Here is a 26,385-nt window from a genome sequence, read left to right as displayed (position 1 = left end):
GGTCGTTAGTATGCAGGATGCCCCCGAAGCGCCGGCGAGGCAGGGTGCTCCCTGGGGGCGCACCGCGGCCATCGGGTGCTTCATGGTGCCGCTCGGGTTCTTCTCGGGCGGCATGATTGCGGTATTCGTCTCGAAGGTGATTGCGTACGTGACGCGCGCCCCCGCCTGTGACGGCGTGCCGTCGTGCAATTGGGCGGAGTTCATGCTGGTCGGAGCGATCATCGGTGCCACGACGCTCCCGGCCCTGGTGATGTGGGCGCTTCGCTCGCCGAAGCGGCCGAAACAGTAGAGGAGGCCCCCTGTGGCTCGAATGGATGTCGTGATGCCCCAGATGGGCGAGTCGATCGCCGAGGGCACGCTGTCGCGATGGCTCAAGAAGGTCGGCGATGAAGTGAAGCGTGACGAGCCGATCTTCGAGATCTCCACCGACAAGGTGGACGCGGAGATCCCGTCGCCGACCAGCGGCGTGCTGGCCGAGATCCTCGTCGGCGAGGGGAAGACCGTGGCGGTGCAGACGGTCGTCGCGCGCATCGAGACCGAAAAGGGCGCGTCCATCGCGCCCGCGCCGGCCGCGCCGGCCCCAGTCGCTGCGGCGCTGACGCCCGCGCCCGTCGTGGTTGCCCCGGTCGCACCGGCGCGCCCGGTCGCGGCCGTGCCCGCGGCACCGGCCCGTCCGCCGATGCCGCCTTCGTTCGAGGAGCGGGGGCGCACCCGCTCCTCGCCGCTCGTGCGCCGAATGGCCGCCGAGCACGGCGTGGAGATCGCGGCCCTCAGCGGCTCGGGCATCGCGGGGCGGGTGACGCGGAAGGACCTCCAGGCCTTCCTCGACAACGGCGGCGCGGCCGCTGCACCGGCGGTGTCCGCCGCGCCGGCCTTCGCGCCGACGCTGCTCGTCGCTGGCGCCGAGGCGCAGGCACCGCCGGCCACGCCGTGGCCCGGCGACGTCGTGGAGCCGATGACCAAGATTCGCCGGCTCACGTCGGACCACATGGCGCTGGCCATTCGCGTGGCGACGCACGTCACGACGGTGCACGAAGTCGACCTCACGCGACTTGCGCGCGTGCGCAGCACGATGCGCGCCGAGTTCGAGGCCACCACCGGCCAGAAGCTGTCGTTCATGCCGTTCATCATTCACGCGGTCGTGGCGACGCTGAAGCGTCATCCCATCATGAACGCGGTCGTGAGCGGCACCGACATCATCTACCGCAAGCGCTACAACATCGGCATCGCCGTCGCGCTCGAGCCCACCGGGCTCATCGTGCCGGTCATCAAGAACGCCGAGGACCTCTCGCTGTCCGGACTGTCGAAGGCCTCCAACGATCTCGCGCTCCGCGCCCGCACCAAGCGGCTGAACCCCGCCGAGGTGCAGGACGCGACGTTCACGATCAGCAACTACGGCACGTTTGGCTCGATCTTCGGCACCCCGATCATTCCCGTCGGGACGACCGCGATCCTCGGGATCGGCGCCATCGAGAAGCGGCCGAAGGTGGTCACCGGCCCCGACGGCGAGGACACGATCGCCATTCGCACCTGCGCCTATTTCTCGTATTCCTTCGACCACAAGGTGGTGGATGGCGCCGACGCCGACCGCTTCATGGCCGATTTGCGGAAGACGTTGGAGACCATACCAAATCAGGGATTCTGACCGTGGCGGCGCGGCGGTTGCACCGTCGCGCCGGCTCGGCAGGCAGTGCGGCGCCGTCCGGCGCCGGTCGGTTCACCCTCGCCCCCGCTCCCCAATGCCTCGTGCGCTGAGCATGCAACGCACCGTCGTGCCGCCCGGCGACCGCGCCAGGTTCTTCGAGCGCGCCCGGCTCCGCGAGACGCACTACGTGAATGCGGGGTGCCAGTTCTGGGTCTTCGAGGAGGCCGCGCTGCCGGGCGCCTTCATCGAGTTCACCGAGGCGCGCGATGCCGACGCGTTGAAGCGCGCGCACGCCGCGGCGCCGGAGCCCATGGTGGATCCCAGCCGCATCTACGAGCAGGTGGAACTGACCGCATGACCAGGCCACAAGCGCGAGGGCTGGGCCTGTGACGTCGCCGGCGGCCACGACGGGAGCAGCCGTGCGCATCGACCTGCACGCGCACAGCACCGCCTCCGACGGCGTCGCATCGCCGACGCTGTTCGTCGAGACGGCGGCGCGGGCGGGACTGACCGTCGTCGCGCTCACCGACCATGACACCGTGGACGGTGTCGCCGAGGCGGTCGCGGCCGCCGAACCGCTCGGCGTCCGCGTCGTGCCGGGCGTGGAACTGAGCGTGATGGATGGCAAGGACGAGGTCCACCTGCTCGGCCTGCACCTGGCCGATGTCGGCGCGATTGCCGATGCGCTGGGTCGCTTCCGCGAGGGACGCGCCGCGCGCGCCGCGGCGATGGTCGACACGCTCAACACGCTGGGCGTCCCGCTCACGCTCGAGGCCGTGCTCGCCGAGGCGGCGGGGGGGGCGGTGGGGCGTCCGCACGTGGCGCGCGCGATGGTGGCCGGCGGATGGGTGACCGACCTGCGTGAGGCCTTCGACAAGTGGCTGGGCGCGGGACGTCCGGCCTACGTCGAGAAGCCGCGGCTCGAAGTCGCGGACGGCGTCAATGTCATTCATCGGGCCGGGGGGCTCGCGGTCTGGGCGCACCCCGGGGATGAGGGACGGCGCTCGAAGTTCGAGCGGATGGTCGCCGCCGGCATCGACGGTGCCGAGGTGCGCCACCCCGGCCACAATGCGTCTGACGTGTCGCGCATCGGCGCCCTCGTCGAGTTCTTCCACCTCGTGCCGAGCGGCGGCTCCGACTGGCACGGCGCGACGGCGGGGCCGCGGATGCTCGGCGCGGTGCAGGTGCCGTCCGAATGGCTGGAGCGCCACGAGGAGCGGCTGGCGATGCGCCGTCGCGCGGTGCCGGTGCGCGAAGAATGACGGCGCTCCGGGGCGGTGTGGCGCTCGTAACGGGTGCGGGCCAGCGCGTCGGGCAGGCCATCGCGCTGGCGCTCGGCGCCGAGGGGATGCAGGTGGCGGTGCATCACCACGCATCGGCCGAGGGCGCGCGGCGCACCGCGTCGGCGTTGCGCGGGCTGGGCGCGGAGACGTCGACATTCGCGGCCGACCTCCAGGCGGCCGACGCGCCGGCCCGGCTCATCGGCGAGGTCGTCGAGCGATTCGGCGCCCTCGATCTGCTCGTGAATTCGGCGGCCATCATGCGGCGCCTCGCGCTCGACGCGGTGACGCCGGCGGACTGGGACGAGACGTTCGCCGTCAACACGCGCGCGCCGTTCTTCCTGTCGCTCGCGGCGGCGCGCGCGATGGGAAATCGCGGCGGCGCGATCGTGAACATCGCCGACCACCTCGCGCACGAGTCGTGGCCGATGCTCGTGCCGCACGCCGCCAGCAAGGGCGCGCTCGAGACGATCACCCGGCAACTCGCCGTCCAGCTCGCGCCGCTCGTGCGGGTGAACGCGGTGGCGCCCGGCGCGGTGCTGCCGCCGGAGGGGTGGCCCGAGGCGGCGCGCCGCCGGTTCGAGGAGTCCACGCCGCTGCGGCGGCTCGGGACGCCGGACGACGTGGCGCAGGCGGTCGTCTACCTCGCGACCGCTCCGTACGTCACGGGACACGTGCTCTTCGTGGACGGCGGACGGCACCTGCGCTGAGCGCGGCCCCGCATTGGGCGGCGGAAGTCGGCCGGCCGCCCCTTCCAGTGCCCTTGCGGCCCTGACGATCTTTCAGGTAGCAACCGGGCCGCGGCGCGGCCTGGATCACCTACTGGGAAGGAAACGTGGCGACCACGCACGAATACGAAGTGATCATCATTGGCGCGGGGCCCGCCGGCCTTTGCGCGGGGATGTACACCGGCCGCTCGATGCTGAAGACGGCGGTGCTCGAACAGGGCCTGCCGGGCGGCGAGCTGCTGAACACCGAAATCATCGAGGACTACCTGGGGTTCGAGCACATCCTCGGCTCGGAGCTCGCCGAGAAGTTCCAGGCGCACGCCGTGAAGTTCGGCATGGAACTGCACACGTTCGTGCGCGTCGAGAAGGTCAGCCGGCAGGCGGACGGCACGTTCCTCGTCACCACCGAGGGCGGAGACAGCTACCACGCCCCGGCCGTGATCGTCACCGCCGGCGGCACGCCGGTGAAGCTCGGCGTGCCCGGCGAAATCGAGTACGCCGGCAAGGGCGTGAGCTACTGCGCCATCTGCGACGGCGCGTTCTACAAGGGGCACACCATCCTGGTGGTGGGCGGCGGCGACGCCGCGCTCGAGGAGGCCGACTTCCTCACGCGCTACGCCAGCAAGGTCTACCTGGTGCACCGGCGCGATGCGTTCCGCGCGTCGAAGATCGTGCAGAAGCGCGCCCTCGCCAATCCGAAGATCGAGCCCATCTACGACACCGTCGTGGACTCCATTCACGGCGACGCGCAGGGGCTGATGACGCACGCGAAGATCCGCAACGTGAAGACGGGCGAGGCGCGGGATCTCGCCGCGACCGGCTGCTTCGTCTTCGTCGGCTTCCGGCCGAACACCGGCGTCATCGACGGTCACTTCGAGCACGACAGCGCCGGCTACATCCTGACCGACGCCAACATGATGACCTCCATCGAGGGACTTTTCGCCGCGGGCGACGTGCGCGTGCAGCTCACGCGACAGGTCACCACCGCGGTGGGAGACGCCACGACGGCGGCGATCGCGGTGGAGAAGTACCTGACGGCCCGCCGAACGGGACAGGCCGTGCCGCCACCCATTCCGATGCTCGTGCGCTGATGATCATTGAAATGCTCACCGTTGGTCCGTTTCAGGAGAACACGTACCTGGTCGCCGACGAGGCGACGCGCGACGCCGTGCTCGTGGATCCCGGCGACGAGGGCGAGCGGCTGATCGGTGCGGTGGAGCAGGGGGCGCTCACCCTGCGGGCGCTCTGGATCACGCACGCGCACATCGATCACGTGGGCGCCATTGCCGCGGTGAAGCGCCGGTGGGATGTGCCCGTCTTCCTGCATCCGCTCGATCGTCCGCTCTACGACCGCGTGGTGGAGCAGGGTCGGAAGTACGGGTTACGCATCGAGGTGCCGCCGGCTCCCGACCACGACCTTGCCGAAGGGCAGGCGATGACCGTGGGCGCCCTGACGTTCAACGTGATGCACGTGCCGGGGCACGCGCCCGGGCATGTCGCCTTCGTCGGACAGGGCGTGGCCTTTGGCGGCGACTGCCTCTTCGCGGGTTCGGTCGGCCGCACCGACCTGCCGCTCTCCGATCCGCGCGCGCTGCAGCAGTCGCTGCAGCGACTCGGCGCGCTGCCGAGCGACACCGTCCTCTACCCCGGGCATGGGCCTGCCACGACGATCGGCGAGGAGAATCGCACCAATCCATTCCTCACCGGCGCGGCGCGCCTGATCACGCGGTGACGCGCACCCTCGTGGCGCTCGTCGCAGTGGCGCTGTGGCTGGGCGCCGCGCTGTTGACCATCACCGTCGTCGCGCCGGGCGCCTTTGCCGTGCTTCCCACCCGCGCGATGGCCGGCGAGATGGTGGGACGCGTCCTGCCCGTAGTCTTCGCCGGCGCGCTGCTGGTGCCCGCACTCGTGCACGGCATCGCGCCCGCCATGCGCCGCTCGGGGCTCGCGGTCGTCGTCAGCCTCGCCTCGGCGGTCGCCGCGTCGGCCGCGCTCTGGGTGGTCAATCCGCGCATCGCCGCGCTGCGCGCGACCGTGGTGGTCCCCATCGACCAGCTCGCCCCCGCCGATCCGCGGCGCGCCCTGTTCGGCATGCTGCACGCCGGATCCGTCGCGCTCCTCGGCCTTGCCATGCTCTGCCTGGCGGTGTTGCTTGTCCTCCTCGTGCGGACCGTCAGGCTGCGCGCCCCCTCGTCCGGAGAGGCTCCATGAACCGCCAGCGAAGCATCCCCCTCGCGCTCGCCGCGGTGGCCTTGGTCGTCGTGGCGTGCGCCGAGGCGTCCACGAACGTCACGGCCGTGCCCTTCGGCTTCTTCACGCTCGCGGCGCAGCGGTCCGGTAGCGGCTTCGTGACATCGCCGGTCGGCACGTTCTACAGCGCGTCCGGGCTGGGCGTCCCGACGGCGTCGGCTTCGTGGGACTCGTGCCGGCAGGAAACCTATTCGCGCGCCACCGTTGGCCTCGGCGACATCTTCCCCGTGCTCGGCGCGGGAACTTCCATTCAGGTGAGGCTCCCGGGGCGCACCGATTCGCTCTTCCCGGCCCCGGTTGGCAACGACGTCCAGTACCGCCTGCGCGGGCCGGGCGTGCCCTACGTCCCGGGCGACTCGGTGAGCGTCGTCATTCCGGGCACCGCGTCCGGCGGATATCCGGCGATCTCGTTCCGCGCGAAGACCGCCGAGGCGCTGACGGTGGCCGAGTTCGGAACACCGGCGGTGGGTACGCGGCTCGACCTGCGGTGGAATGCGGGACAGGACCTGAATGGCACCGTGGCCTTTGCCTTCCGGTACGGCGCCGTCAACGCCGACACCCTGAACACGCAGATCTCCTGCCAGTTCAAGGACGACGGCACCGACTCGATCCCGGCGCGATTCATCTCGGCGTGGACCGCGGCGAAGACCAAGGCCTGGAGTGCGGCGCGCGTCCGCACCTATGTGGCGCCCGTCGCCCGTGGCGGCTACTTCGACTTCATCTCGACGTTCGACGTTCCGACGCCGCAGGCGCCGTAACGCGGGCGGTCCTGCCTCTTCCTGCGCGTCGGTTGGCGCGATAATCTCCCCTCATGCGCATCACGACGTGGGCCGAATACGGCGTCATCTGCGCGCTGCACCTCGCGCGGCGCACGGATGACGGGCTCGTCAGCGGGCGGGAGATCGCGGAGCGCGAGCAACTGCCCCCCGACTATGCGGAACAGATCCTGCTGCGCCTGCGGCGCGCCGGCATCGTCACCAGTTCGCGCGGCTCGCGCGGCGGCTATGCGCTGGCGCGTCCGGCCGGCGAGATCACCCTGCGCGAGATCCTGAACGCGTCGGAGCTGGTCACGTTCCAACTCCAGTGCGACGCGCATCCGGTGAGTGACGCGCGCTGCGCGGCCTCGCACGACTGCTCCATACGCCCCGTCTGGCAGATGCTGCAGCGGCGCATCGACGAGGTGCTCGAGGGCGTCCGGCTCTCCGACCTCCTCGAGGAGGAGCGCCTGGTGCGCCAGCGCGTCGGACTTCCGGTCCTCCAGTAGTCCATGTCCGGCATTCCCTTCATTGGCGCGCTGCTCGCAGGCCGCCGGCGGCGGCTCCGGGCCGAATCGGTGGTGGCCCGCCTCTTCGCGGAGCCGCGCGAAGCCGACGTCCTGTGGCTCGCCGAGTCCGCCGCGGGTGGCGATGTGGATCACGCGCGCTGGGAACTGCGCTACGCGCGCCGCGCGCTGGGCCTCATCGCGGCGCAGCGCGACGCGCTGGACGATCGGACGGCCTCCGACATCGCCACCGCCATGTCGACCGCCTTCGCTATCGATCCGCACGTTGCGCCCGAGCGGCGTTTGCTCGCCGAGCGGCAGTTCAACGATCGCGTGACCACCTATCGTGAAGCGCTGCAATCGCGCGGCGGCACCATTGGTCCCGCCGACAAGCTCGGGCGCATGCTGCTGGCGTTCGCCTCGGACTCCGCGCGCACCGCCGGCTCGCCGCTCAACCGCGCCATCGGCCTGATGGAGAGCTACCTCGCCGAGGCCGGCGACGCGCTGCGTGACGTGTACGGGGGCGCGCCCGACCTGCCAGAAGACAAGCGCCCCTCGGAAGTGCCGCCCGCGCCGTAGCGCAGAGTCCCGGGCGGCCGATCCCGGAAATGACGAAGGGCGGCGCCAAGGCGCCGCCCTCTGTCGTTTTCTGTGCTCTTCTGTCCTTCTCTGTCTTTGAGTGCCGAAGCCGGGACTCGAACCCGGACGGGCGTAAGCCCACTGCGCCCTGAACGCAGCGCGTCTACCAATTCCACCACTTCGGCAGGGAGCAGAAACGTATTCGCGCCGACGGGGTGAATCAAGGCGTCGGAGACCCGCCGACCCCGATATTCGTCCTTCTCCGGGGTACCGCGTCGGCCACGCGGGGACCTGTCCACGCCCGTGGTGTAGATTTCTCCTGTTGCCCTCCCTTCGCATCACCGCCCTTGTCCAAGCCGCCCGCCGACACCGAGTCGATCGCCCGCAACAAGCGCGCGCGCCACGACTATGAGATCCTCGAGACCTACGAGGCGGGGCTCGTGCTGCTGGGCACCGAGGTCAAGTCGCTGCGCAACGGCAAGGCGAACCTCTCGGACGCCTACGGGATCGTGAAGGATGGCGAGCTCTGGCTCCTCAATCTCCACATCGCCCCGTATGAAAAGGGCACGGCCTGGAACCACGAACCCACGCGCACGCGCAAGCTGCTGTTGCACGCCAGCGAGCTGCGCCGGCTCATCGGGGCGGTGGAGCGGAAGGGGCTGACCATCATTCCGCTCGAGATGGTCTTCCGCCGCGGCCGCGCCAAGGTGGTCATCGCCGTCGGACGCGGCAAGAAGCTGCATGACAAGCGGGCGGACCTGAAGGATCGCGACGCCAAGCGGGACGTGGAGCGCGCGCTGCGGAGCACGCGCTGATGGTCGCGCTGCTCCTCGCCGCGGCCCTGCTCGGCCCGCCCGATTCGCTGCGCATCCTGGTCAGCGGCCGCGATTCCGCCATTCCGGTGCGCACCGAAGCGAATGCGACGTTCGTCGGCGCCGAGGCGACCGTCGGCGTTCTCGGCGGTCGTGTCCAGCGCCTGCCGAACCACCGGTACCTGGTCAGCTTCGCGGGTGTCGTTTTCGAACTCGCCGACCGCGCGCCCTTCGCGCTGTCCGGCGGCCGACTCTACTCGTTGGTGGCGGCCGCGCGCGAGCGTGATGGCCGGCTCGACGTTCCGGTGCAGTTCTTCACCGAGATTGCTCCGCGCGCCGGAGCCCGGCTGCAGTGGGATCCGGCGAAGCGGCTGCTCTCGCCCAACCCGGACGCCATCGCCGTCGCGCCCGTCCCGCCCAGGTCGCCGGCCGCGCCCGCCCGTCCGGCCCGGCGGCGCGTGATCGTCGTGGATGCTGGACACGGCGGCCGCGATCCCGGGATGCGCGGCTGGAGCCCCGATCGCACCCTCGTGCGTGAGAAGGACGTGACGCTCGGCGTGTCGCTGCAGCTGGAACAGGAACTCGAGCGCCGCGGCTACGCCGTGGTGATGACGCGACGCACCGACACGCTCATCGCCCTCGATGACCGCGGCCGCATCGCGAATCGCAGCAAGGGCGACCTGTTCATCTCGGTGCACGTCAACGCCGCCAATCCGCACTGGCGCGAGCCGCACGCGGCGCGCGGCTTCGAGACGTACTTCCTGGCCGAAGCGAAGACCGAGGACGAACGCCGCGTGGCGCAGATGGAAAACGAGGTCGTGCGCTTCGAGACCGAAGCCGACGCGCCCAGGGACGATCCGCTGGGCTTCATCATCAACGACATGGCGCAGAACGAACACCTGCGCGAGTCGAATGACCTGGCCGAGAGCGTGCAGGCCGCGCTGCGCCGGGTGCATCCCGGGCCGAGTCGCGGCGTGAAGCAGGCCGGATTCCGCGTGCTGGTGAAGGCGTACATGCCCGCCGTGCTCGTCGAGATCGGATTCGGCACGAACACCGCCGATGCCGCCTTCATGAGTTCCGAGTCGGGCCAGCGCACGCTCGCCGCCGCGATCGCCGACGCGGCCGCCGAGTATCTCGCGCGCTACCAGCAGCGCATCGGCGTCGGCGGCGGGCGATGAACGTGGCGCGCCGCCGTCGCACCCGGCGACCGGCTCCCGCGACTGGCCGCGTGCGCGCGGCGCTTCGGCGTCTCGTGCTGCCATCCGCCCTCTGCCTTCTGCCATCCGTCACGGCCTGCGCGTACTACAACGGCCTCTACAACGCCAAGGCCGAGCTGACCGCCGGCGACCGCCTGGCGCGTCAGGGGCGCGAGAGCGAGGCCGGCACGCGATACGCCGCCGCCGCGGCGAAGGCCGAAACCGTGCTCGTCCGGTATCCGCGTTCGCGCTGGCGCCCCGAGGCCGTCGGCATCGCGGCCCGCGCCGCCGCGCTGGGCGGCGACTGCGCCGCGGCCCGGCCGCGACTCGCGGAGGCGCTCGCGCATCCGACGAAGAACGCATTGTCGCGCGAACAACTGCTCGTCGCGCAGGGCGTGTGCGAAGTGCGCGCGGCCCGTCCGCTGGCGGCGCTCGCGGTGCTCGAGCCGCTTGCCGCCGCGGGCCAGCGCGATCTCCGGCCCCAGGCGGCGCTCTGGGCGGCCCGCGCCGCCATCGCCCTTGGTGACGCGGACCGCGCGCGGCGCGTGCTGGGTCCGCTCGACGCCGGCGCCGCACAGTGGGAACTGGCGCAGGCCTCGCTGGCGGCCAGGCAGTACGCGGTGGCGGAGTCGCTGCTCACCCTGCGCGCCGCTCGGGGAGACGTGCGACCCGACCTCACGCCGATGCTTCGCGCGCTCTGGCTCGCCGGGGAGCGTGATGCGGTGGAACGACTCGTGGCCCGGTATCAGTCCGCCGGCACGCACGCGCCGGACATGCTGGCGCTGCGGATGTTCGCGGCCGATCTCCAGATTGCTGATGGCCATGATGCCGCGGCGCGGTCGCATCTCGTGGCGGCGCGCCGCCTGGCGGTGGACAGCGTCGCCGAGGCGGAGGCCGTGGCTCGGCTCACGCTGATCTCGCTGGCGCCGCTTTCTCACCTCGAGGACGTTGCCGCGGCGGTCCGACGCGGCGCCACGACGGGACGCGCGTCATCGCTCCAGCGCCGGCTCGACGACAACCTGCTGCTGCTCGAACTCCTGGCGGGACGCAAGGACGCGTCCGGCGCGTCGCTCTACCTCGCCGCCGAGATCGCGCGCGACTCACTGCGCGCGCCGCGCCTGGCCTTCCAGCTTTTCCGCCGCATCGACCAGCAGCTGCAGGGCGCGCTGATGGCGCCGCGCGGGCTCTACAGCGCCGCCGTTCTCGAACCCGACTCGGCGCCCGCGATGCATGAGCGCCTCCGCGAGCGCTATCCACGATCGCCGTGGGCCGTCGCGCTCGACGGCGGAAGCCCCGGCGATCTTCCGGCGTGGGAGGTCTCCGAAGCGACGCTGCGCGTTGCGTGGAAGGAAGTGGCGATGCAGTTTGCCGATTCACTGGCGCAGCTGCGCGCCGGCCGCTCGCCGGCCACCACCAAGCGACCCATCCGTCCCGTGAAGAAGCCAGCCCCGAAGGCCCCTGCGGCAGGAGCGATCCCATGACCGCTGCGCTGCGCACGACGGTGGCGGGGCTGGAGTTCACCAATCCGGTGCTGCTCGCCTCCGGCACGGCAGGGTACGGGCGCGAGTTGGCGGGCATCGTGGAACTCGAGCGGCTGGGCGGATTCGTGACGAAGGCGGTGAGTCCGGAGCCGCGGCACGGCAACGCCGCGCCACGCGTCTGGGACTTTGACGGCGGGATGATCAACGCCGTGGGCCTCGCCAATCCCGGGCTCGAGGCCGTGCGCGTCGAGGCGATGCCGTGGATCGCGGCGAACGTCCGTCAGCCCCGCGTCTTCGTGAACGTGGTCGGGCGCGCCATCGAGGATTACGCCGAGGTGGTGGCCGGACTCGACGCATCGGCGGGATTGCACGGCTTCGAGCTGAACGTCAGCTGCCCGAATACCAGGAAGGGTGGGCTCGAGTTCGGCGCGGACCCGGAGGCGTTGGGCGCCCTCGTGTCGCGCGCCCGCTCGGCGACGGCCAAGCCGCTCTTCGTCAAGCTGTCGCCCACGCTCCCCGACGTGGTGGCCACGGCGCGGACGGCGGTCGACAACGGCGCCACCGGCGTGACGCTGTTCAACACCATGCCGGGCCTGGTGGTGGACGTCGAATCGCGGCGCCCCGTGCTCGGCTTCGGAAGCGGCGGCGTGAGCGGGCCGGCGCTGCTGCCGATCGCGGCGCTCGCGGTGCGGCGCGTGACGCAGGCGCTGCCCGGCACGCCCGTGATCGGAACCGGCGGCGTGAGCTCCGCGGCGCACGTCCTCCAGCTCATCATCGCCGGCGCCTCGCTGGTGGCACTCGGCACCGCGTCGATGGCCGATCCGCGCACCGCCGAGCGCATCGTCGGCGACCTCGCCCGCTGGTGCGACGCGCATGGGGTATCGCACGTGGATAGCCTGCGCGGCACCCTGGAGTGGCCCACGTCGTGACTCTCTCGTCTCTCGTCTCCCGTCCGCCGTCTGCCATCGTCGCGCTCGACGTACCCACGATGGCCGCCGCGCATGCGCTGGTGGAGCGGCTCGGCGCGAGCGCGGATTTCTACAAGGTGGGGCTGCAGCTGTACACGGCCGAAGGGCCGCGCGTCGTCGAGTGGCTGCGTGGGGCGGGGAAGCGGGTCTTCCTCGACCTCAAGCTGCACGACATCCCCAACACGGTGCGTGGGGCGGCGCAGAGCGCCGCATCGCTCGGCGTCGAGTTGCTCACGGTGCACGCGGTGGGAGGCGCGCCGATGCTCCGCGCGGCGGTCGAGGGAGCGGGCGGGTCGACGGGCATTCTCGCGGTGACGGTGCTGACCTCGATGACGCAAGGCGACCTGGAAGCCTCGCGGGGACACACGGTTGAGAGCGTCGGCGTGGAGGTGCTGCGCCTGGCCGGGCTGGCGGCCCAGGCCGGCGCGCACGGGATCGTCTGCGCCGGCACGGAAGTCTCGGCGGTCCGCGCCGTGCACGGTGAAGCGTTGCGCACGCTGGTGCCCGGCATTCGTCTCGGCGGCGCGCCCGCCCACGATCAGGCGCGGGTCATGACTCCGCGCGAGGCGGCCAAGGCGGGCGCGTCGTACGTGGTAATCGGCCGCACGGTAACGGCAGCCGACGACCCGCCCTCGGCGATGCGGATGGTGCTCGGGGAATTGCACGCCGGATGACGCAAACGGCCGCCGCCGACTTCCCTCGAGGCACGCGCATTCCGCGCCGGGCGATCGCGGCGATGGTCGCCCGCTCCGTTGCGCTCGCCTCGGTAGCCACGGGACGCGGGTCGAAGCGCCATCGCTAGTCGCCGTCCCGAATCGGAATCCTGGATCCCGTTCCGAATTCCCAATCCTCAATCGTTTGACCCGAATATCCGCCGAAACCATGCGGATCCATTCCCGTACACGTCAGCACCAAAAAAAAGTCAAGGGCCCCGCTTGTATTCGCTCTCCCAACCGGTTACGCTTCCAGTCTGTCCCAAAAATCACCACCGGGAGTTCGCGTGAAAGTTCGAAGCAGCGTGAAGCCGATTTGTGAGCACTGCAAGGTCGTGAAGCGCGACGGCGTGACTCGCATCATCTGCAAGCGCAATCCCAAGCACAAGCAGCGGCAGGGTTAACCGACTATGGCTCGAATTTCTGGCGTCGACCTGCCGCGCGAAAAGCGCGTGGATATTGGCCTGACGTACATCTATGGCATCGGCCGCGCCGTGGCGCGCCGCATCCTCGAGGCGGCGGGCGTCTCCCCGGACATCCGGGTGAAGGACCTCAACGACGCCGACGTCAACAAGCTCCGTCAGGAGATTGAAAAGAACTACCGCGTCGAAGGTGCCCTGCGCACCGAGATCGCGATGAACATCAAGCGATTGATGGACATCGGGTCGTATCGCGGCATCCGCCACCGTCGCGGGCTGCCCGTCCGCGGGCAGCGGACGCACACCAACGCGCGCACCAAGAAGGGTCCGCGTCGCGCGATCGCCGGCAAGAAGAAGGTGACCAAGTAATGGCTACAGGCAAGAAGACCAAGCGCGTGGTGGAGGCGGAAGGCGTCGCCCACATCAGCGCCACGTTCAACAACACCCTCATCACGATCACCGATTCCCACGGGAACGCGGTGTCGTGGGGCTCGGCCGGCAAGGCCGGGTTCAAGGGCTCCAAGAAGAGCACCCCGTTCGCGGCGACGGTCGCCGCCGAGCAGTGCGCGCGCGAGGCGTTGACCGCCGGCGTCCGCAAGGTGCACGTCCGGGTGCAGGGGCCGGGGTCGGGACGCGAGTCCGCGATCCAGGCGCTCGCTGCCGCCGGACTCACCGTCAAGTCGATCAAGGACGTCACGCCGATTCCGCACAACGGCTGCCGTCCGCCGAAGCGCCGGAGGGTCTAACCCATGCGGTATACGGGTCCCAGCTGCCGGCAGTGCCGGCGTGAGAGCACGAAGCTGTTCCTGAAGGGCACGAAGTGCTTCACCGAGAAGTGCCCCGTGGAGCGCCGGCCGTACGCGCCGGGCCAGCACGGGCAGAACACGTCGCGTCGCCGCAAGGTGTCGGAATACGCCAAGCAGCTGCGTGAGAAGCAGAAGATCAAGCGCATGTACGGCGTGAGCGAGCGGCAGTTCCGCAACACCTTCGAGAAGGTGTCGTCGCTCCCGGGCATCACCGGCCACAACCTGCTGGCCGCGCTCGAAAGCCGTCTCGACAACATGGTGTACCGCATGGGCTTCGCCGCCAGCCGCAAGGCGGCGCGCCAGCTCATCCGTCACCGCCACGTCGAGATCAACGGCAAGTCCGTCGATATCCCGTCGTACCAGGTGCAGCCGGGCGAGGAGATCCGCGTCCGTCAGCACGCCCGCGCCTTCGGTGCGGTGGTCGCCTCGCTCGAGCAGGCCGCCCGCGGCCAGGTCCCGAGCTGGCTGGCCGTGGACAAGGATTCGTTCAGCGGCCGCATGCTCGAGCGTCCGCAGCGCGCGTCCATCCCGATCGCGGCGCAGGAGCAGCTGGTCGTGGAGTTGTACTCGAAGTAACGGCGGTGCGACGCCCGGGGGCTGGCAGCTGTTCCGTGCCCGTGCCCGTGCCCGCACCACCTGGTCTACCCTGACTGTTACACGGGCCTGCCGCGCGTCAGGGGCGAGGCAGGGCGTAGGCGGCGAACTGATCGCCGCCTGACCACATCACGGATCTCACGGACGTATGGCTCAGACTATTGATTTGCGCGGGTTGGTGCGGCCGCAGCTCGTTGAGATGACGAAGCGCGACGACAACCCGAACATCGCCGAGTTCCGCCTGCAGCCGCTCGAACGCGGCTACGGGCACACGCTCGGCAACGCGATGCGCCGCATGCTGCTGTCGTCGCTGCGCGGCTCCGCGGTGTGGGGCTTCCGCATCGATGGCGTGCTCCACGAGCACCAGACCATCCAGGGCGTCGTCGAGGACGTCCACCAGATCATCGGCAACCTCAAGACGCTCACGCTCTCGCTGGCGAGCGACCTCGAGGAGACGGTGCTCCGCATCAACTGCACCAAGGCCGGGGCGGTGGTCGCGGGCGACATCGAGGACCAGGGGGGCGTGAAGGTCGTCAACCCCAGGCATCACCTGTTCACCATGCAGGACGACCGCGACATCACGGTCGAGCTGTACGTGAACAAGGGGCGCGGCTACCTCGAGGCCGAGCAGCACCCGGCCGACCGGTCGCTCCCGGTGGACCTCGTCCGCATCGACTCCATCTACTCGCCGGTCCGCCGCGTGAACTTCCACGTCAGCGAGACCCGCGTCGGCCAGCGCACCGACTACGATCGCCTCGTCCTCACGGTCGAGACGAACGGCACGGTGTCGCCGGAGGAGGCGGTCAGCTACGCCGCCGCCCTCGCGCAGACGCACTTCCAGTACTTCGCCGGCTTCGGGTCGCACAGCGCGGCCATCGCCGGCGACGGCACGTCCGACGCCCAGCGTCTCGCCCAGCTGCTGTCGACCTCCATCGACGCGCTCGAGCTCTCGGTGCGGTCGGTCAACTCCCTGAAGAATTCCAACATCCGTTCGCTCGGCGATCTCGTCCGGCAGACGGAAGGGCAGATCATTCAGGTCAAGAACTTTGGCAAGAAGTCGCTCCAGGAGATCGCGGACCTGCTCGAGCGTGAAGGGTTGAACTTCGGGATGAAGTTCGAGGACAGTGGCGACGGCGTCCGGGTCACGGACTGGGGCACGCCGCCGAGCCGGGCCGCGGCCAACGCGCCCGACGACGAAGAAGAGGAGTAACACCCGATGCGTCACCGTAAGGCAGGCCGGCAGCTGCGCCGGACCAGCGAGCAGAAGCTCGCGCTTCTGCGCAACCTCGCGACCTCTCTCATCGAGAGCGGCGCGATCGAAACGACCGAAGCGAAGGCCAAGGAGCTGCGGCCGTTCGTCGAGAAGCTGATCACCAAGGCCAAGGCCGGCACGCTGCACGCGCGCCGCGAGGCCGGAAAGCACGTCCACAAGCGCGGGGCCGCCGACAAGCTGTTCCAGGAAGTCGGTCCGAAGATGGCCAAGCGCGCGGGCGGGTACACGCGCATCCTCAAGACGGGCCATCGCAAGGGCGACGGCGCGGACATGGCGCGCATCGAGATCGTGGAGAACTGAGCCATGCCCATCGCCCGCAACAAGTGCTACGTCTGCGAGAAGGGAATCGCCTTCGGCAACAACGTCTCGCACGCCAACAACAAGACCCGCCGCACCTGGAAGCCCAACCTCCAGGTCGTCCGCGTGGTCCACGAAGGGAAGATCACCAAGGTCAAGGTGTGCACCCGCTGCCTGCACGCCAACAAGGTGCGCCGCGCCCCGCGCGGGAAGGCGGCGGTCGCTTAAGCGCGCGGTCGCGCTTCTCGTTGGGGTAGTGAGAGGGGAGCCCCAGAGGGCTCCCTTCTTCATGTGAGGCCCAACGGGCGATGGCAGATGGCTGATGGCCGTTGGCAGATGGTACATTCATCTGCAGAGGCCGCCACCAGGTTGCGCTGCCATCCGCCATCCGTCATCCGCCGTCTGCCATCCGCCTTTCGCCATCCGATCTCCTAAATGCCTACCGCGCTGATCACCGGCATCACCGGCCAAGATGGTTCCTACCTGGCCGAACTTCTCCTCGCGAAGGGCTACCGCGTGGTGGGGATCGTCCGCCGCTCGTCGACGACGCCGTACGAGCGGATCGAGCACCTCATCGATCGCGTGGAGCTGCACTCGGCGGACCTGCTCGACCAGACGTCGCTGGTCGACGTGATGGATGCGGTGAAGCCCGATGAGATCTACAACCTGGCCGCGCAGAGCTTCGTCGCCACGTCGTGGACGCAGCCGGTGCTGACGGGCGAGTTCACGGCCCTCGGCGTGACGCGCATGCTCGAGGCGATGAAGCGGGCCTGCCCCAAGGCGCGCTTCTATCAGGCCAGCTCGTCCGAGATGTTCGGCATGGTGCAGGAGACGCCGCAGCGCGAGAACACGCCGCTCTATCCGCGGTCGCCGTATGGCGTGGCCAAGGTGTATGGCCACTGGATCACGGTGAACTACCGCGAGTCCTTCGGGCTCTACGCGGTGAGCGGCATCCTCTTCAACCACGAGAGCCCGCGCCGCGGCCTCGAGTTCGTGACGCGCAAGGTCACCGACGCGGTGGCGCGCATCAAGCTGGGGACCGCCCGCGAGGTCGTCCTTGGCACGCTGACGGCGCGCCGCGACTGGGGCTTCGCCGGCGACTACGTGGACGCGATGTGGCGTATGCTGCAGCAGGACGAGCCCGGGGACTATGTCGTCGGGACGGGGCATACCTGGACCGTGCAGCAACTCTGCGAGGTGGCGTTCGCCCACGCGGGGCTCGACTGGCACGACCATGTGAAGGTGGATCCGCGGTTCATGCGCCCCGCCGAGGTGGAACTACTGGTGGCCGATCCGTCGAAGGCGCGCGAGCAGCTGGGCTGGACGCCCACCGTGGACTTCCACGGGCTGGTCCGGATGATGGTGGACGCCGACCTGGCGCGGCATCGCGTGGCCGGCTGACGTGAAGCGCGCCCTCGTTACCGGCGCCGCCGGCTTCGCAGGGCAGTGGCTGTGCCGGGCGCTCCTCCGCGACGGATGGGAGGTGACCGGCGCCTCGCTCACCGGTCCCGCCCCGCACGGCGCCCTCACCGACGACGAGCGCCGCGCGGTGCGCTGGATCTCCACCGACCTGCGCGCCGTGGATGCCGTCGCCGAGGTGCTCGACGCGTCGACGCCGGACGCCGTCTTCCACCTCGCGGGCATCTCCTTCGTGCCGACGGCGCGCGAGGAGCCAGTGAACGTCTGCGAGACCAACGTCATGAGCGCCGTGGTGATGCTCGCCGACATCCGCCGCCGCCGCGCGGCGGGCGCGCTCGACCCGGCCATCGTGATCGTGGGCAGCGCCGAGCAGTATGGCGCGCACGAGGCGAAAGCGGGGCCGCTGCCGGAGACGGCGGCGTGCCATCCGCGCACCATCTATGCCGCGAGCAAGGGGGCGCAGGAAGTCTTCGCGCTCGAGGCGGCGCGCGCCGACGGCCTGCGCGTCACCTGCACCCGCTCGTTCAACCATTCGGGCCCGGGCCAGGCGCGGCATTTCCTGATTCCCGCCCTCGTGGACCGTGTGCTGGCCGCGAAACACGCGCCGGCGCCGCGGTCGCTGAAGATCGGGAACGGCCACACCACCCGCGACTTCCTGCACGCGGAGGACGTTGCGACCGCCTATCTTTCACTCGCGAGCCACGGCGTTCCCGGCGAGGTCTACAACGTGTGCTCAGGCACCGGCGTGACCGTCGAGGCCCTCGCCCGCGAGGTGTGCGCGCGGGCCGGCGTCGACGCCGAGCTCGTGAGCGATCCCGCCCTCCGCCGCGCCGTGGACGTGCCGTGGCTCGTGGGCGACAACTCGAAACTTCGTACCGCGACCGGATGGACTCCCCGCCGGTCCCGCACGGACATCATCGACGACCTGTTGAATGCCGCGTCGCACTGACATCCATCGCATCCTGCTCATCGGGTCCGGCCCCATCGTCATCGGGCAGGCCGCCGAGTTCGACTACTCCGGCACGCAGGCCGCCAAGGCGCTGCGCGAGGAGGGGTACGAGGTCATCCTCGTCAACTCGAACCCGGCGACCATCATGACCGATCCGGAGGTCGCCGATCGCACCTACATCGAGCCGGTGACGCCGGAGTTCGTCGAGCTGATCATCGCGCGCGAGCGCCCCGACGCGCTCCTGCCGACGATGGGCGGCCAGACGGCGCTCAACGTGGCGATGGCCCTGCACGAGAACGGCGTGCTCGCCAAGTACGGGGTCGAGCTGATCGGCGCCAACGCGCGCGCCATCGCGGTGGCCGAGGACCGCAAGCTCTTCGGCGAGGCGATGGAGAAGATCGGGCTCAAGTGCCCGCAGGGGCGCATCGCGACGACGATGGAGGAGGCGCTCGAGATCCTCGAGTTCACCGGCTTCCCGGCCATCATCCGTCCCGCCTTCACGCTCGGCGGCTCGGGCGGCGGCGTCGCCTACAACCTGATCGAGTTCAAGGCCACCTGCCGCCGCGGCCTCGACGAGTCGCCCATCTCGCAGGTGCTCATCGAGCGCTCGCTCATCGGCTGGAAGGAGTTCGAGCTGGAGGTGATGCGCGACAAGGACGACAACGTCGTCATCATCTGCTCCATCGAGAACCTCGACCCGATGGGCGTGCACACCGGCGACTCCATCACCGTCGCGCCGGCGATGACGCTCACCGACCGCGAGTACCAGCTGATGCGCGACGCGGCCATCAAGGTGATCCGCGAGATCGGCGTGGACGCCGGCGGCTGCAACATCCAGTTCGCGCTCAACCCGGCCAACGGCGAGCTCATCGTCATCGAGATGAACCCGCGCGTCTCGCGCTCGTCGGCGCTCGCCTCCAAGGCGACCGGCTTCGCGATCGCGAAGATCGGCACGAAGCTCGCCGTCGGCTATCGCCTGGACGAGCTCCCCAACGACATCACGAAGACGACGCCGGCCTCGTTCGAGCCGGTGCTCGACTACGTGGTGGTGAAGTGCCCGCGCTTCGCCTTCGAGAAGTTCCCGGGGGCCAACCCGGGGCTCACGACGCAGATGAAGAGCGTCGGCGAGTCGATGGCGATCGGCCGCACCTTCAAGGAGGCCTTCCAGAAGGGGCTGCGCGCGCTGGAGAACGGCCGCCAGGGATGGGACATCGGGGATCGGCTCATCGACGACCGCCTGCCCGACGACTCCATCGACGCGCTGCGCGCCGCGCTGCAGCTACCGACGCCGGAGCGCATCTTCCAGGTGAAGCGGGCGATCCTCGCCGGGATGAGCCTCGCCGAGCTGCACGAGATCACCTTCATCGATCCCTGGTTCCTGGCGCAGATGCAGGAGCTGGTGGACGCCGAGCGCGAGTACGCGGCGCTGCGGACGGTGAGCGAGGGCGTGCTGAAGCGGATGAAGCAGATGGGCTTTGCCGACGCCCAGCTCGCGCGCCTGCGCGGCGAGAAGGAAGCCGACGTCCGGGCGCGCCGGTGGAAGGCCGGCATCCGCCCCGTCTACAAGATGGTGGACACCTGCGCCGGCGAGTTCCCGTCGAGCACGCCGTACCTGTACAGCACGTGGGACGAGGAGACCGAGGCGCCGCGCACCGGCCGCAAGTCGGTGATCATCCTCGGGTCGGGGCCCAACCGCATCGGGCAGGGCGTGGAGTTCGACTACTGCTGCGTGCGCGCCGTCATGGCGCTGCGCGAGCAGGGGTACGAGACGATCATGATCAACTCGAACCCCGAGACCGTCTCCACCGACTACGACACCAGCGACAAGCTCTATTTCGAGCCGCTCACGCTGGAGCACGTGCTCGAGATCGTCGAGCGCGAGCAGCCGATCGGCGTCATCGTGCAGCTGGGCGGCCAGACGCCGCTGAAGCTGACGCGCGGCCTCGAGGCGGCGGGGGTGAAGATCCTCGGCACCTCGCCCGATTCGATTGACGCCGCGGAAGACCGCCGGCGGTTCGAGGAGGTGGCGCGCAATCTCGGCGTCGCCCAGCCACCCAACGGGACGGCGACGAGCGTCGACGCCGCGGTGGAGATTGCCAAGCGCATCGGGTATCCGGTGCTGCTGCGCCCCAGCTACGTCCTCGGCGGGCGCGCGATGGAAATCGTCTATGACGAGCCCGCCCTGCGCGACTACTTCCAGCGCGCCGTCCGCGTCTCGGAGGATCGCCCGGTGCTCATCGACAGCTTCCTGGAGGACGCCTGGGAAGCGGACGTCGACGCGCTGAGCGACGGCGAGACGGTGGTCATCGGCGGCGTGATGCACCACATCGAGGACGCCGGCATCCACTCCGGCGACTCCGCCTGCGTGCTCCCGCCCATCCAGCTCTCCGAGAAGGACGCCGACCAGATGCGCGCGCACACCGTCGCCTTTGCGAAGGCCTTCGGCGTGGTCGGGCTCATCAACGTGCAGTACGCGGTGAAGGATGGCGTCGTCTACGTGCTCGAGGTCAATCCGCGCGCGTCGCGCACCATCCCGTTCGTGTCGAAGACGATCGGCGTCCCGCTCGCCTCGCTGGCCGCGCGCGTGATGCTCGGGGAGAAGCTGGTCGACATCGGCTATACGAAGGAGATCATCCCGCCGTACGTCGCGGTCAAGGAAGCGGTCTTCCCGTTCACCAAGTTCCGCGAGTACGACCCGATCCTCGGCCCCGAGATGCGCTCGACCGGCGAGGTGATGGGCATCGCCGACTCGTTCGGCATGGCGTTCGCCAAGGCGGAATTGGGGGCGGGCAACGGCCTGCCGCTTTCCGGCATGGTGATGCTGACCGTCAACGACCACGACAAGCCGAAGGCCGTGGAGATCGCGCGCCGGTTCCACGCGATGGGCTTCGGTCTCGTCGCGACGACCGGCACGGCACGCTACCTGCGCGAGCACGGCGTGCCGTGCGACGCCGTGAAGAAGGTGAGCGAAGGGCGTCCGAACGGCATCGACCTGCTGGTCAACGGGGAGATCCACCTCCTCGTCAACACGCCGCTCGGCAAGCGGTCGCAGAAGGACGACTACTCCCTGCGTCAGGTGGCCATCACGCAGCGGGTGCCGTATACGACCACGCTCTCGGCGGCGAGCGCCGCGAGCGACGCCATCCAGACGCTGCGCGAACGGCCCAAGACGGTGCGCAGTGTGCAGGAGTGGCTGGCGGACATTGGATAGCCGCAGAGTATGACAGAGTAAGACAGAGTACGACAGAGTACTACAGAGTACGACAGAGTACGACAGAGTACGACAGGGCATGGCGGCGGATCTCTCGTCTCCCGTCTTCCGTCTCCCGTCTGCCCCACCCACATTTCCGCCATGACTAAACCCTGGGTCCACCCATCCTCGTTCGTTGATGACGGCGCGGTGCTTGGCGCCGACACCAAGGTCTGGCATTTCTGCCACGTGATGCCGGGCGCCGTCATCGGCGCGCGGTGCTCGCTGGGCCAGAATGTGGTGGTGATGAACGGCACGAAGATCGGCGACAACGTGAAGATCCAGAACAACGTCTCGATCTACGAGGGCGTGGAACTCGAGGACGACGTCTTCTGCGGCCCGTCGATGGTCTTCACCAACGTCATCAATCCGCGCAGCGCGGTGTCGCGCAAGCACGAGTACCGGCGCACGCTGGTGCAGCAGGGCGCTTCCATCGGCGCGAACGCCACCATCGTCTGCGGCGTCACCCTGGGCCGGTACTGCTTCGTCGGCGCCGGCGCGGTGGTGGCGAAGGACGTGCCGGACTACGCGCTGGTGACGGGCGTGCCGGCGCGGCGCACCGGGTGGATGTGCGAGTGTGGCGTGAAGCTGCGCGAGGACATCATGCAACTCGAGTGCCCGTCGTGCGCGCGCGAGTATGCGCGCAAGGGGGAGAAGGTCACGCCGCTGCCGGCAGGCAACCGATGAGCGATCGCAACTTCAAGGTGGCGCTCGTGGGCTGCGGGCGCATCGCGCACAACCACTTCGACGCGATCGCGGGCCTCGAGGGACTCACGCTCACGGCCGTGTGCGATATCGTCGAGGAGCGGGCGCGCGAGGCCGGTGCCAAGTGGGGCGTGCCGTGGTTCACCGCGTACGACGAGATGCTGAAGCGGGCCGACTGTGACGTGGTGGTGGTCGCCACGCCGTCGGGGCTGCATCCCGCGCACGGCATCAAGGCGGCGCAGGCGGGCAAGCACGTGGTCTGCGAGAAGCCGATGGCGATCTCGCTCTCGGCGGCGGATGCGCTGGTGCAGGCGTGCGATGACGCGGGCGTGCGGCTGTTCGTCGTCAAGCAGAACCGGCTCAATCCCGCGATCCAGCTGCTGCGGCGCGCCGTGGACCGCGGCCGGTTCGGCCGCATCTACATGGCCAATGCCACGGTGCGCTGGGCGCGGCCGCAGGAGTACTACGATCAGGCGCCGTGGCGCGGCACCTGGGAGTTCGACGGCGGCGCCTTCATGAACCAGGCCTCGCACTACGTGGATCTGGTGCAGTGGCTGGTGGGTCCGGTCGAAAGCGTGATGGCGCGCACCGCCACGCTGGCGCGGCGCATCGAAGCCGAGGACTCGGGCGCGGCGATCCTCAAGTTCCGCAACGGCGCCATCGGCGTGTTCGAAGTGACGATGCTGACCTATCCGCGGAACCTCGAAGGGTCCATCACCATCATCGGCGAGAAGGGGACGGTCAAGATCGGCGGCACGGCGGTGAACAAGGTCGAGCACTGGCAGTTCGAGTCGTACGACGACGATGACAAGCTGATCGAGCAGGCGGCCACCAACCCGCCCAACGTCTACGGCTTCGGCCACGCCGGCTACTACCGAAATGTGCTGGCCGTCCTGCGCGATGAGTCGGTGCCCGACACGGACGGACGCTCCGGCCGCAAGTCGCTCGAGCTGATCCTCGGGATCTACGAGTCGGCGAAGACGGGCAGGGAAGTGCCCCTCCCGCTCAGGGCGCAACTGTAACGGAACGAGGACGAGGTAGAGGCCAGGCGAGGCGGGACGAGATTCGGAACGAGGAGGGAGGTCCTGGGCACGCCAGTGACCTCCCTCCTCGTTCCGCATCCCCTCGCCCCTCGCCTGGCCTCTACCCCCTCCCCGTTCCGCCCCCATAACCCCGCTGTGCCTCCCCTTCCTCGCTCTCCGGAAGTAACTTTATCCGGTTACGACAACTATTAAGGGAACCTCCGGTTCCCCCTTTCCCATACCCGCCCATGTCCGTCCCTCTGCTCGACCTCCGCGCGCAGCACGCGACCATCCGCGACGAGGTCGTCGCGTCCATCATGAAGGTCGTGGATGACCAGGCGTTCATCCTCGGCAAGCCGGTTGCCGACCTCGAGGCTGAGGTGGCCAAGCTGTCGAACGCCAGGTATGCCGTGGGCTGCGCCAGCGGCACCGACGCGCTGCTGATCGCGTATCGCGCGGTGGGGGCGGTGGCCGGAACGGAAGTCGTCACGTCGCCCTTCACCTTCTTCGCGACCGCGGGCGCCATCCACAACGTCGGCGCCACGCCGGTCTTCGTGGACATCGACCCGAAGACGTTCAACATCGATCCGGCGGCGGTGGGCGCGGCGATCACCTCGAAAACGAAGGCCGTCGTTCCCGTCGACCTGTTCGGCCAGGTGGCGGCGGTCGAGGCGGTGGCCAAGGTGGCCAAGGACATTCCCGTGATCGAGGACGCGGCGCAGAGCATCGGCGCGCGCCGCAAGATCGACGGCACCTGGCGCATGGCGGGCGAAGCGGCGACCATCGGCACCTTCTCCTTCTTCCCGTCCAAGAACTTGGGCGGCTACGGCGATGGCGGCGCGGTGGTGACGCAGGACGAGGGGCTCTACAACGAACTCATGCGCCTCCGCACGCACGGCAGCACCAAGACATACATCCACGAGATCGTCGGCTACAACTCGCGTCTCGACGCGCTGCAGGCGGCGGCACTGCTGGCCAAGCTTCCGCACCTCGCGCAGTGGAGCGCCAAGCGCCGCGCCAACGCTGCGTTCTACAACCAGGCGTTCGCCGATGTCGCCGAGATCACGACGCCGTACACCGAGCCGGTGAGCGAGTCGATCTTCAACCAGTACACCCTCCGCGTGCCGCGCCGCGATGAGTTCAAGGCGCACCTCGCCTCGAAGGGGATCGGCCATTCGGTCTACTACCCGCTTCCGCTGCACCTGCAGCCGTGCTTCGCCTACCTCGGCTACAAGGAAGGGCAGTGTCCCGAGGCCGAGCGGGCGTCGAAGGAAGTCGTCTCGCTCCCGATCTACCCCGAGCTCACGCCGGCGCAGCTCGACGAGGTCGTGTCGGCGGTGCGCGGCTTCTTCGGCAAGTAACCCGAGGCCAGGCCAACGATGACGAGCATTCGCGATCGGCTGCAGCAGCGCATCGAGTCCCGCCAGGCCGTCTGTGCCGTGGTGGGGCTGGGCTACGTGGGACTCCCGCTGGTGATGGAGCTCTGCGAGGCCGGATTCCACGTGATCGGGTACGACGTGCAGCAGCGCGTCTGCGACCTGCTGATGCGCGGCGAGTCGCACATCCAGGACGTGCCGGCCGCGCAGGTGGCGAAGCACGTGAAGGGCGGGCGCTTCGAGGCGACCACCGACGAGGCCCGGCTGGGCGAGGTGGACACGGTGTCCATCGCCGTGCCGACGCCGCTCGCCAAGACGCGCGATCCCGACATGTCGTACGTGATCTCGGCCACCGACACCGTGGCGCGCCATGCGCACCCGGGCATGCTCGTGGTGCTCGAGAGCACGACCTATCCCGGCACCACGCGCGACCTGCTGCTGCCGGCGCTCGAAGCGCGCGGCCTGACCATCGGCGAGGATGCCTTCCTCGCCTTCTCGCCCGAACGCGTCGATCCGGGCAACCCGGTCTACAACACCAAGAACACGCCCAAGGTCGTGGGCGGCATCACGACGGCCTGCACGGACATGGCGTCGCGCCTGTACTCGTCGTGCATCGACCGCACCGTGCCGGTGTCGTCGCCGGAGGCGGCGGAACTGGTGAAGCTGCTGGAGAACACCTTCCGGTCGGTCAACATCGGGCTCGTGAACGAGATGGCGATCGTCTGCGACCGGCTGGGCGTGGATGTCTGGGAAGTGATCGAGGCCGCGGCCACCAAGCCGTTCGGCTTCATGAAGTTCACGCCGGGCCCCGGCATCGGCGGGCACTGCATTCCGCTCGATCCGCACTACCTCGCGTGGAAGATGCGCACGCTGAACTACAAGACGCGCTTCATCGACCTCGCGAGCGAGATCAACAGCGCGATGCCGGCGTACGTCGTCGAGAAGGTCGCCCGCGCGCTCAACGACGTGAAGAAGGCGGTCAACGGCTCGCGCGTGCTCGTGCTCGGCGTCGCCTACAAGAACGACATCGACGACATGCGCGAGAGCCCGGCGCTGGACGTGATCAAGCTGCTCGAGGCGCAGGGCGCGCATGTGGAGTACCACGATCCGCACGTGCCGCGCTTCCGCGAGGACGGGCACGAGGTGGTGGGCGTGTCGCTGACAGATGAAGTGCTCGTCGCCGCCGACGTCGTGGTGGTCGTCACGAATCACAAGGCGGTGGACTACCAGCGCGTGGTCAACCTCGCCTCGCTGGTGGTGGACACCCGCCACGCCACGGCCGGCCTCAAGCCCGGCAAGGCCCGCATCGTCTCGCTCACCCCCGACGCTCCCCGCCAGCACGCAGCGGTCTGATCGAATGTT

The 26,385-nt window shown here is 69.5% G+C and carries 31 protein-coding genes and 1 tRNA gene; 31 read left to right on the top strand and 1 reads right to left on the bottom strand.

All coding sequences use genetic code 11. The features are described from left to right. The first annotated feature begins 10 nt into the window (after nucleotides 1–10). The 11 genes from VGJ96_13900 (at nucleotide 11) to VGJ96_13850 (ending at nucleotide 7,743) form a co-directional block, all read left to right on the top strand. A complete protein-coding gene (locus VGJ96_13900) occupies nucleotides 11–289 on the top strand; it encodes a hypothetical protein (GenBank protein ID HEY3288207.1) in 279 nt (92 codons plus the stop codon). 21 nt (nucleotides 290–310) lie between these two features. Beyond that, nucleotides 311–1,645: a dihydrolipoamide acetyltransferase family protein gene (locus VGJ96_13895; GenBank protein HEY3288206.1), complete on the top strand. Its 1,335-nt coding sequence runs from the start codon at nucleotides 311–313 to the stop codon at nucleotides 1,643–1,645. A 94-nt stretch (nucleotides 1,646–1,739) separates the two neighbouring features. Then, on the top strand, nucleotides 1,740–2,003 hold the full coding sequence (locus VGJ96_13890) for a hypothetical protein (protein ID HEY3288205.1): 264 nt from the start codon (nucleotides 1,740–1,742) through the stop codon (nucleotides 2,001–2,003). Between the two features lie 28 nt (nucleotides 2,004–2,031). After that, nucleotides 2,032–2,907 carry a PHP domain-containing protein gene (locus VGJ96_13885; protein ID HEY3288204.1) on the top strand — a complete coding sequence of 292 codons (876 nt, stop codon included), beginning with the start codon at nucleotides 2,032–2,034 and terminating at the stop codon, nucleotides 2,905–2,907. Beyond that, nucleotides 2,904–3,635, top strand: a complete 732-nt coding sequence (locus VGJ96_13880; GenBank protein HEY3288203.1) for an SDR family oxidoreductase — start codon at nucleotides 2,904–2,906, stop codon at nucleotides 3,633–3,635. The genes VGJ96_13885 and VGJ96_13880 overlap by 4 nt, the downstream gene beginning before the upstream one ends. 125 nt (nucleotides 3,636–3,760) lie before the next feature. Then, the gene (locus VGJ96_13875; protein ID HEY3288202.1) at nucleotides 3,761–4,744 is read left to right on the top strand and encodes an FAD-dependent oxidoreductase; all 984 of its coding nucleotides are present in this window, start codon (nucleotides 3,761–3,763) and stop codon (nucleotides 4,742–4,744) included. After that, nucleotides 4,744–5,385: an MBL fold metallo-hydrolase gene (locus VGJ96_13870; protein HEY3288201.1), complete on the top strand. Its 642-nt coding sequence runs from the start codon at nucleotides 4,744–4,746 to the stop codon at nucleotides 5,383–5,385. Before VGJ96_13875 ends, VGJ96_13870 begins: the two co-directional genes overlap by 1 nt. Then, nucleotides 5,382–5,864, top strand: a complete 483-nt coding sequence (locus tag VGJ96_13865; protein ID HEY3288200.1) for a DUF4149 domain-containing protein — start codon at nucleotides 5,382–5,384, stop codon at nucleotides 5,862–5,864. Before VGJ96_13870 ends, VGJ96_13865 begins: the two co-directional genes overlap by 4 nt. Beyond that, nucleotides 5,861–6,661, top strand: coding sequence for a hypothetical protein (locus tag VGJ96_13860; protein HEY3288199.1), 801 nt, complete (start codon nucleotides 5,861–5,863; stop codon nucleotides 6,659–6,661). The genes VGJ96_13865 and VGJ96_13860 overlap by 4 nt, the downstream gene beginning before the upstream one ends. 53 nt (nucleotides 6,662–6,714) lie before the next feature. Further along, nucleotides 6,715–7,167, top strand: coding sequence for an Rrf2 family transcriptional regulator (locus tag VGJ96_13855; GenBank protein ID HEY3288198.1), 453 nt, complete (start codon nucleotides 6,715–6,717; stop codon nucleotides 7,165–7,167). A gap of 3 nt (nucleotides 7,168–7,170) precedes the next feature. Further along, nucleotides 7,171–7,743 carry a hypothetical protein gene (locus VGJ96_13850; protein HEY3288197.1) on the top strand — a complete coding sequence of 191 codons (573 nt, stop codon included), beginning with the start codon at nucleotides 7,171–7,173 and terminating at the stop codon, nucleotides 7,741–7,743. A 101-nt stretch (nucleotides 7,744–7,844) separates the two neighbouring features. Here VGJ96_13850 and VGJ96_13845 read toward each other — a convergent pair. Beyond that, a tRNA-Leu gene (locus VGJ96_13845) sits at nucleotides 7,845–7,928 on the bottom strand. A gap of 162 nt (nucleotides 7,929–8,090) precedes the next feature. Between VGJ96_13845 and smpB the strand changes: the two genes are divergently transcribed. The 20 genes from smpB to VGJ96_13745 all read left to right on the top strand — a co-directional run bounded on the left by smpB (nucleotide 8,091) and on the right by VGJ96_13745 (nucleotide 26,376). Continuing rightward, nucleotides 8,091–8,558, top strand: a complete 468-nt coding sequence (gene smpB, locus VGJ96_13840; GenBank protein HEY3288196.1) for an SsrA-binding protein SmpB — start codon at nucleotides 8,091–8,093, stop codon at nucleotides 8,556–8,558. Continuing rightward, complete coding sequence (locus VGJ96_13835) at nucleotides 8,558–9,733, top strand: N-acetylmuramoyl-L-alanine amidase (protein HEY3288195.1); 1,176 nt, start codon at nucleotides 8,558–8,560, stop codon at nucleotides 9,731–9,733. The genes smpB and VGJ96_13835 overlap by 1 nt, the downstream gene beginning before the upstream one ends. 50 nt (nucleotides 9,734–9,783) lie before the next feature. Continuing rightward, nucleotides 9,784–11,232 (top strand): hypothetical protein, encoded by a 1,449-nt coding sequence (locus VGJ96_13830; GenBank protein HEY3288194.1) that lies wholly within the window; start codon nucleotides 9,784–9,786, stop codon nucleotides 11,230–11,232. Next, nucleotides 11,229–12,161: a dihydroorotate dehydrogenase gene (locus tag VGJ96_13825; GenBank protein HEY3288193.1), complete on the top strand. Its 933-nt coding sequence runs from the start codon at nucleotides 11,229–11,231 to the stop codon at nucleotides 12,159–12,161. Before VGJ96_13830 ends, VGJ96_13825 begins: the two co-directional genes overlap by 4 nt. Beyond that, complete coding sequence (gene pyrF / locus VGJ96_13820; protein HEY3288192.1) at nucleotides 12,158–12,874, top strand: orotidine-5'-phosphate decarboxylase; 717 nt, start codon at nucleotides 12,158–12,160, stop codon at nucleotides 12,872–12,874. The genes VGJ96_13825 and pyrF overlap by 4 nt, the downstream gene beginning before the upstream one ends. Then, a complete protein-coding gene (locus VGJ96_13815) occupies nucleotides 12,871–13,002 on the top strand; it encodes a hypothetical protein (protein ID HEY3288191.1) in 132 nt (43 codons plus the stop codon). Before pyrF ends, VGJ96_13815 begins: the two co-directional genes overlap by 4 nt. A gap of 198 nt (nucleotides 13,003–13,200) precedes the next feature. Further along, the gene (rpmJ, locus tag VGJ96_13810; protein HEY3288190.1) at nucleotides 13,201–13,317 is read left to right on the top strand and encodes a 50S ribosomal protein L36; all 117 of its coding nucleotides are present in this window, start codon (nucleotides 13,201–13,203) and stop codon (nucleotides 13,315–13,317) included. 6 nt (nucleotides 13,318–13,323) lie between these two features. Then, entirely contained in the window at nucleotides 13,324–13,701 is a 378-nt protein-coding gene (gene rpsM / locus VGJ96_13805) for a 30S ribosomal protein S13 (protein ID HEY3288189.1), read from the top strand. After that, on the top strand, nucleotides 13,701–14,078 hold the full coding sequence (rpsK, locus tag VGJ96_13800; GenBank protein HEY3288188.1) for a 30S ribosomal protein S11: 378 nt from the start codon (nucleotides 13,701–13,703) through the stop codon (nucleotides 14,076–14,078). The genes rpsM and rpsK overlap by 1 nt, the downstream gene beginning before the upstream one ends. A 3-nt stretch (nucleotides 14,079–14,081) precedes the next feature. Continuing rightward, nucleotides 14,082–14,714, top strand: coding sequence for a 30S ribosomal protein S4 (rpsD, locus tag VGJ96_13795; protein HEY3288187.1), 633 nt, complete (start codon nucleotides 14,082–14,084; stop codon nucleotides 14,712–14,714). Between the two features lie 166 nt (nucleotides 14,715–14,880). Beyond that, the gene (locus tag VGJ96_13790) at nucleotides 14,881–15,942 is read left to right on the top strand and encodes a DNA-directed RNA polymerase subunit alpha (GenBank protein HEY3288186.1); all 1,062 of its coding nucleotides are present in this window, start codon (nucleotides 14,881–14,883) and stop codon (nucleotides 15,940–15,942) included. A 6-nt stretch (nucleotides 15,943–15,948) separates the two neighbouring features. After that, the gene (rplQ, locus tag VGJ96_13785; GenBank protein ID HEY3288185.1) at nucleotides 15,949–16,305 is read left to right on the top strand and encodes a 50S ribosomal protein L17; all 357 of its coding nucleotides are present in this window, start codon (nucleotides 15,949–15,951) and stop codon (nucleotides 16,303–16,305) included. Between the two features lie 3 nt (nucleotides 16,306–16,308). Next, entirely contained in the window at nucleotides 16,309–16,530 is a 222-nt protein-coding gene (rpmB, locus tag VGJ96_13780; GenBank protein HEY3288184.1) for a 50S ribosomal protein L28, read from the top strand. A 207-nt stretch (nucleotides 16,531–16,737) separates the two neighbouring features. Then, entirely contained in the window at nucleotides 16,738–17,703 is a 966-nt protein-coding gene (gmd, locus tag VGJ96_13775) for a GDP-mannose 4,6-dehydratase (GenBank protein HEY3288183.1), read from the top strand. Between the two features lies 1 nt (nucleotide 17,704). Next, nucleotides 17,705–18,670 (top strand): GDP-mannose 4,6-dehydratase, encoded by a 966-nt coding sequence (locus VGJ96_13770; protein ID HEY3288182.1) that lies wholly within the window; start codon nucleotides 17,705–17,707, stop codon nucleotides 18,668–18,670. Then, nucleotides 18,654–21,881: a carbamoyl-phosphate synthase large subunit gene (gene carB, locus VGJ96_13765; GenBank protein HEY3288181.1), complete on the top strand. Its 3,228-nt coding sequence runs from the start codon at nucleotides 18,654–18,656 to the stop codon at nucleotides 21,879–21,881. The genes VGJ96_13770 and carB overlap by 17 nt, the downstream gene beginning before the upstream one ends. A 141-nt stretch (nucleotides 21,882–22,022) precedes the next feature. Next, nucleotides 22,023–22,607, top strand: a complete 585-nt coding sequence (locus tag VGJ96_13760; GenBank protein HEY3288180.1) for an acyltransferase — start codon at nucleotides 22,023–22,025, stop codon at nucleotides 22,605–22,607. Next, nucleotides 22,604–23,647 (top strand): Gfo/Idh/MocA family oxidoreductase, encoded by a 1,044-nt coding sequence (locus VGJ96_13755; protein ID HEY3288179.1) that lies wholly within the window; start codon nucleotides 22,604–22,606, stop codon nucleotides 23,645–23,647. Before VGJ96_13760 ends, VGJ96_13755 begins: the two co-directional genes overlap by 4 nt. Before the next feature lie 248 nt (nucleotides 23,648–23,895). After that, the gene (locus VGJ96_13750) at nucleotides 23,896–25,008 is read left to right on the top strand and encodes a DegT/DnrJ/EryC1/StrS family aminotransferase (GenBank protein HEY3288178.1); all 1,113 of its coding nucleotides are present in this window, start codon (nucleotides 23,896–23,898) and stop codon (nucleotides 25,006–25,008) included. Nucleotides 25,009–25,026: 18 nt separating this feature from the next. Continuing rightward, nucleotides 25,027–26,376 (top strand): nucleotide sugar dehydrogenase, encoded by a 1,350-nt coding sequence (locus VGJ96_13745; protein ID HEY3288177.1) that lies wholly within the window; start codon nucleotides 25,027–25,029, stop codon nucleotides 26,374–26,376. Nucleotides 26,377–26,385 lie beyond the last annotated feature (9 nt).

Source organism: Gemmatimonadaceae bacterium, from assembly GCA_036504815.1.
Lineage (GTDB): Bacteria > Gemmatimonadota > Gemmatimonadetes > Gemmatimonadales > Gemmatimonadaceae > PNKL01.
The sequence above is the reverse complement of the archived record's forward strand: the minus strand, read 5'-3'. Positions and strand labels throughout refer to the sequence as shown.

Excerpts from the sequence above, each read along its gene's own strand:
- VGJ96_13870 (HEY3288201.1), top strand. The coding sequence starts at position 4,744 with ATGATCATTGAAATGCTCACCGTTGGTCCGTTTCAGGAGAACACGTAC.
- rpsM (HEY3288189.1), top strand. The coding sequence starts at position 13,324 with ATGGCTCGAATTTCTGGCGTCGACCTGCCGCGCGAAAAGCGCGTGGAT.
- carB (HEY3288181.1), top strand. The coding sequence starts at position 18,654 with ATGCCGCGTCGCACTGACATCCATCGCATCCTGCTCATCGGGTCCGGC.
- rpsK (HEY3288188.1), top strand. The coding sequence starts at position 13,701 with ATGGCTACAGGCAAGAAGACCAAGCGCGTGGTGGAGGCGGAAGGCGTC.
- VGJ96_13900 (HEY3288207.1), top strand. The coding sequence starts at position 11 with ATGCAGGATGCCCCCGAAGCGCCGGCGAGGCAGGGTGCTCCCTGGGGG.
- VGJ96_13790 (HEY3288186.1), top strand. The coding sequence starts at position 14,881 with ATGGCTCAGACTATTGATTTGCGCGGGTTGGTGCGGCCGCAGCTCGTT.
- VGJ96_13750 (HEY3288178.1), top strand. The coding sequence starts at position 23,896 with ATGTCCGTCCCTCTGCTCGACCTCCGCGCGCAGCACGCGACCATCCGC.
- VGJ96_13860 (HEY3288199.1), top strand. The coding sequence starts at position 5,861 with ATGAACCGCCAGCGAAGCATCCCCCTCGCGCTCGCCGCGGTGGCCTTG.
- VGJ96_13890 (HEY3288205.1), top strand. The coding sequence starts at position 1,740 with ATGCCTCGTGCGCTGAGCATGCAACGCACCGTCGTGCCGCCCGGCGAC.
- VGJ96_13760 (HEY3288180.1), top strand. The coding sequence starts at position 22,023 with ATGACTAAACCCTGGGTCCACCCATCCTCGTTCGTTGATGACGGCGCG.
- VGJ96_13815 (HEY3288191.1), top strand. The coding sequence starts at position 12,871 with ATGACGCAAACGGCCGCCGCCGACTTCCCTCGAGGCACGCGCATTCCG.
- rpmB (HEY3288184.1), top strand. The coding sequence starts at position 16,309 with ATGCCCATCGCCCGCAACAAGTGCTACGTCTGCGAGAAGGGAATCGCC.
- rpsD (HEY3288187.1), top strand. The coding sequence starts at position 14,082 with ATGCGGTATACGGGTCCCAGCTGCCGGCAGTGCCGGCGTGAGAGCACG.
- VGJ96_13745 (HEY3288177.1), top strand. The coding sequence starts at position 25,027 with ATGACGAGCATTCGCGATCGGCTGCAGCAGCGCATCGAGTCCCGCCAG.
- VGJ96_13855 (HEY3288198.1), top strand. The coding sequence starts at position 6,715 with ATGCGCATCACGACGTGGGCCGAATACGGCGTCATCTGCGCGCTGCAC.
- VGJ96_13850 (HEY3288197.1), top strand. The coding sequence starts at position 7,171 with ATGTCCGGCATTCCCTTCATTGGCGCGCTGCTCGCAGGCCGCCGGCGG.
- VGJ96_13880 (HEY3288203.1), top strand. The coding sequence starts at position 2,904 with ATGACGGCGCTCCGGGGCGGTGTGGCGCTCGTAACGGGTGCGGGCCAG.
- VGJ96_13835 (HEY3288195.1), top strand. The coding sequence starts at position 8,558 with ATGGTCGCGCTGCTCCTCGCCGCGGCCCTGCTCGGCCCGCCCGATTCG.
- VGJ96_13825 (HEY3288193.1), top strand. The coding sequence starts at position 11,229 with ATGACCGCTGCGCTGCGCACGACGGTGGCGGGGCTGGAGTTCACCAAT.
- rplQ (HEY3288185.1), top strand. The coding sequence starts at position 15,949 with ATGCGTCACCGTAAGGCAGGCCGGCAGCTGCGCCGGACCAGCGAGCAG.
- gmd (HEY3288183.1), top strand. The coding sequence starts at position 16,738 with ATGCCTACCGCGCTGATCACCGGCATCACCGGCCAAGATGGTTCCTAC.
- VGJ96_13755 (HEY3288179.1), top strand. The coding sequence starts at position 22,604 with ATGAGCGATCGCAACTTCAAGGTGGCGCTCGTGGGCTGCGGGCGCATC.
- VGJ96_13895 (HEY3288206.1), top strand. The coding sequence starts at position 311 with ATGGATGTCGTGATGCCCCAGATGGGCGAGTCGATCGCCGAGGGCACG.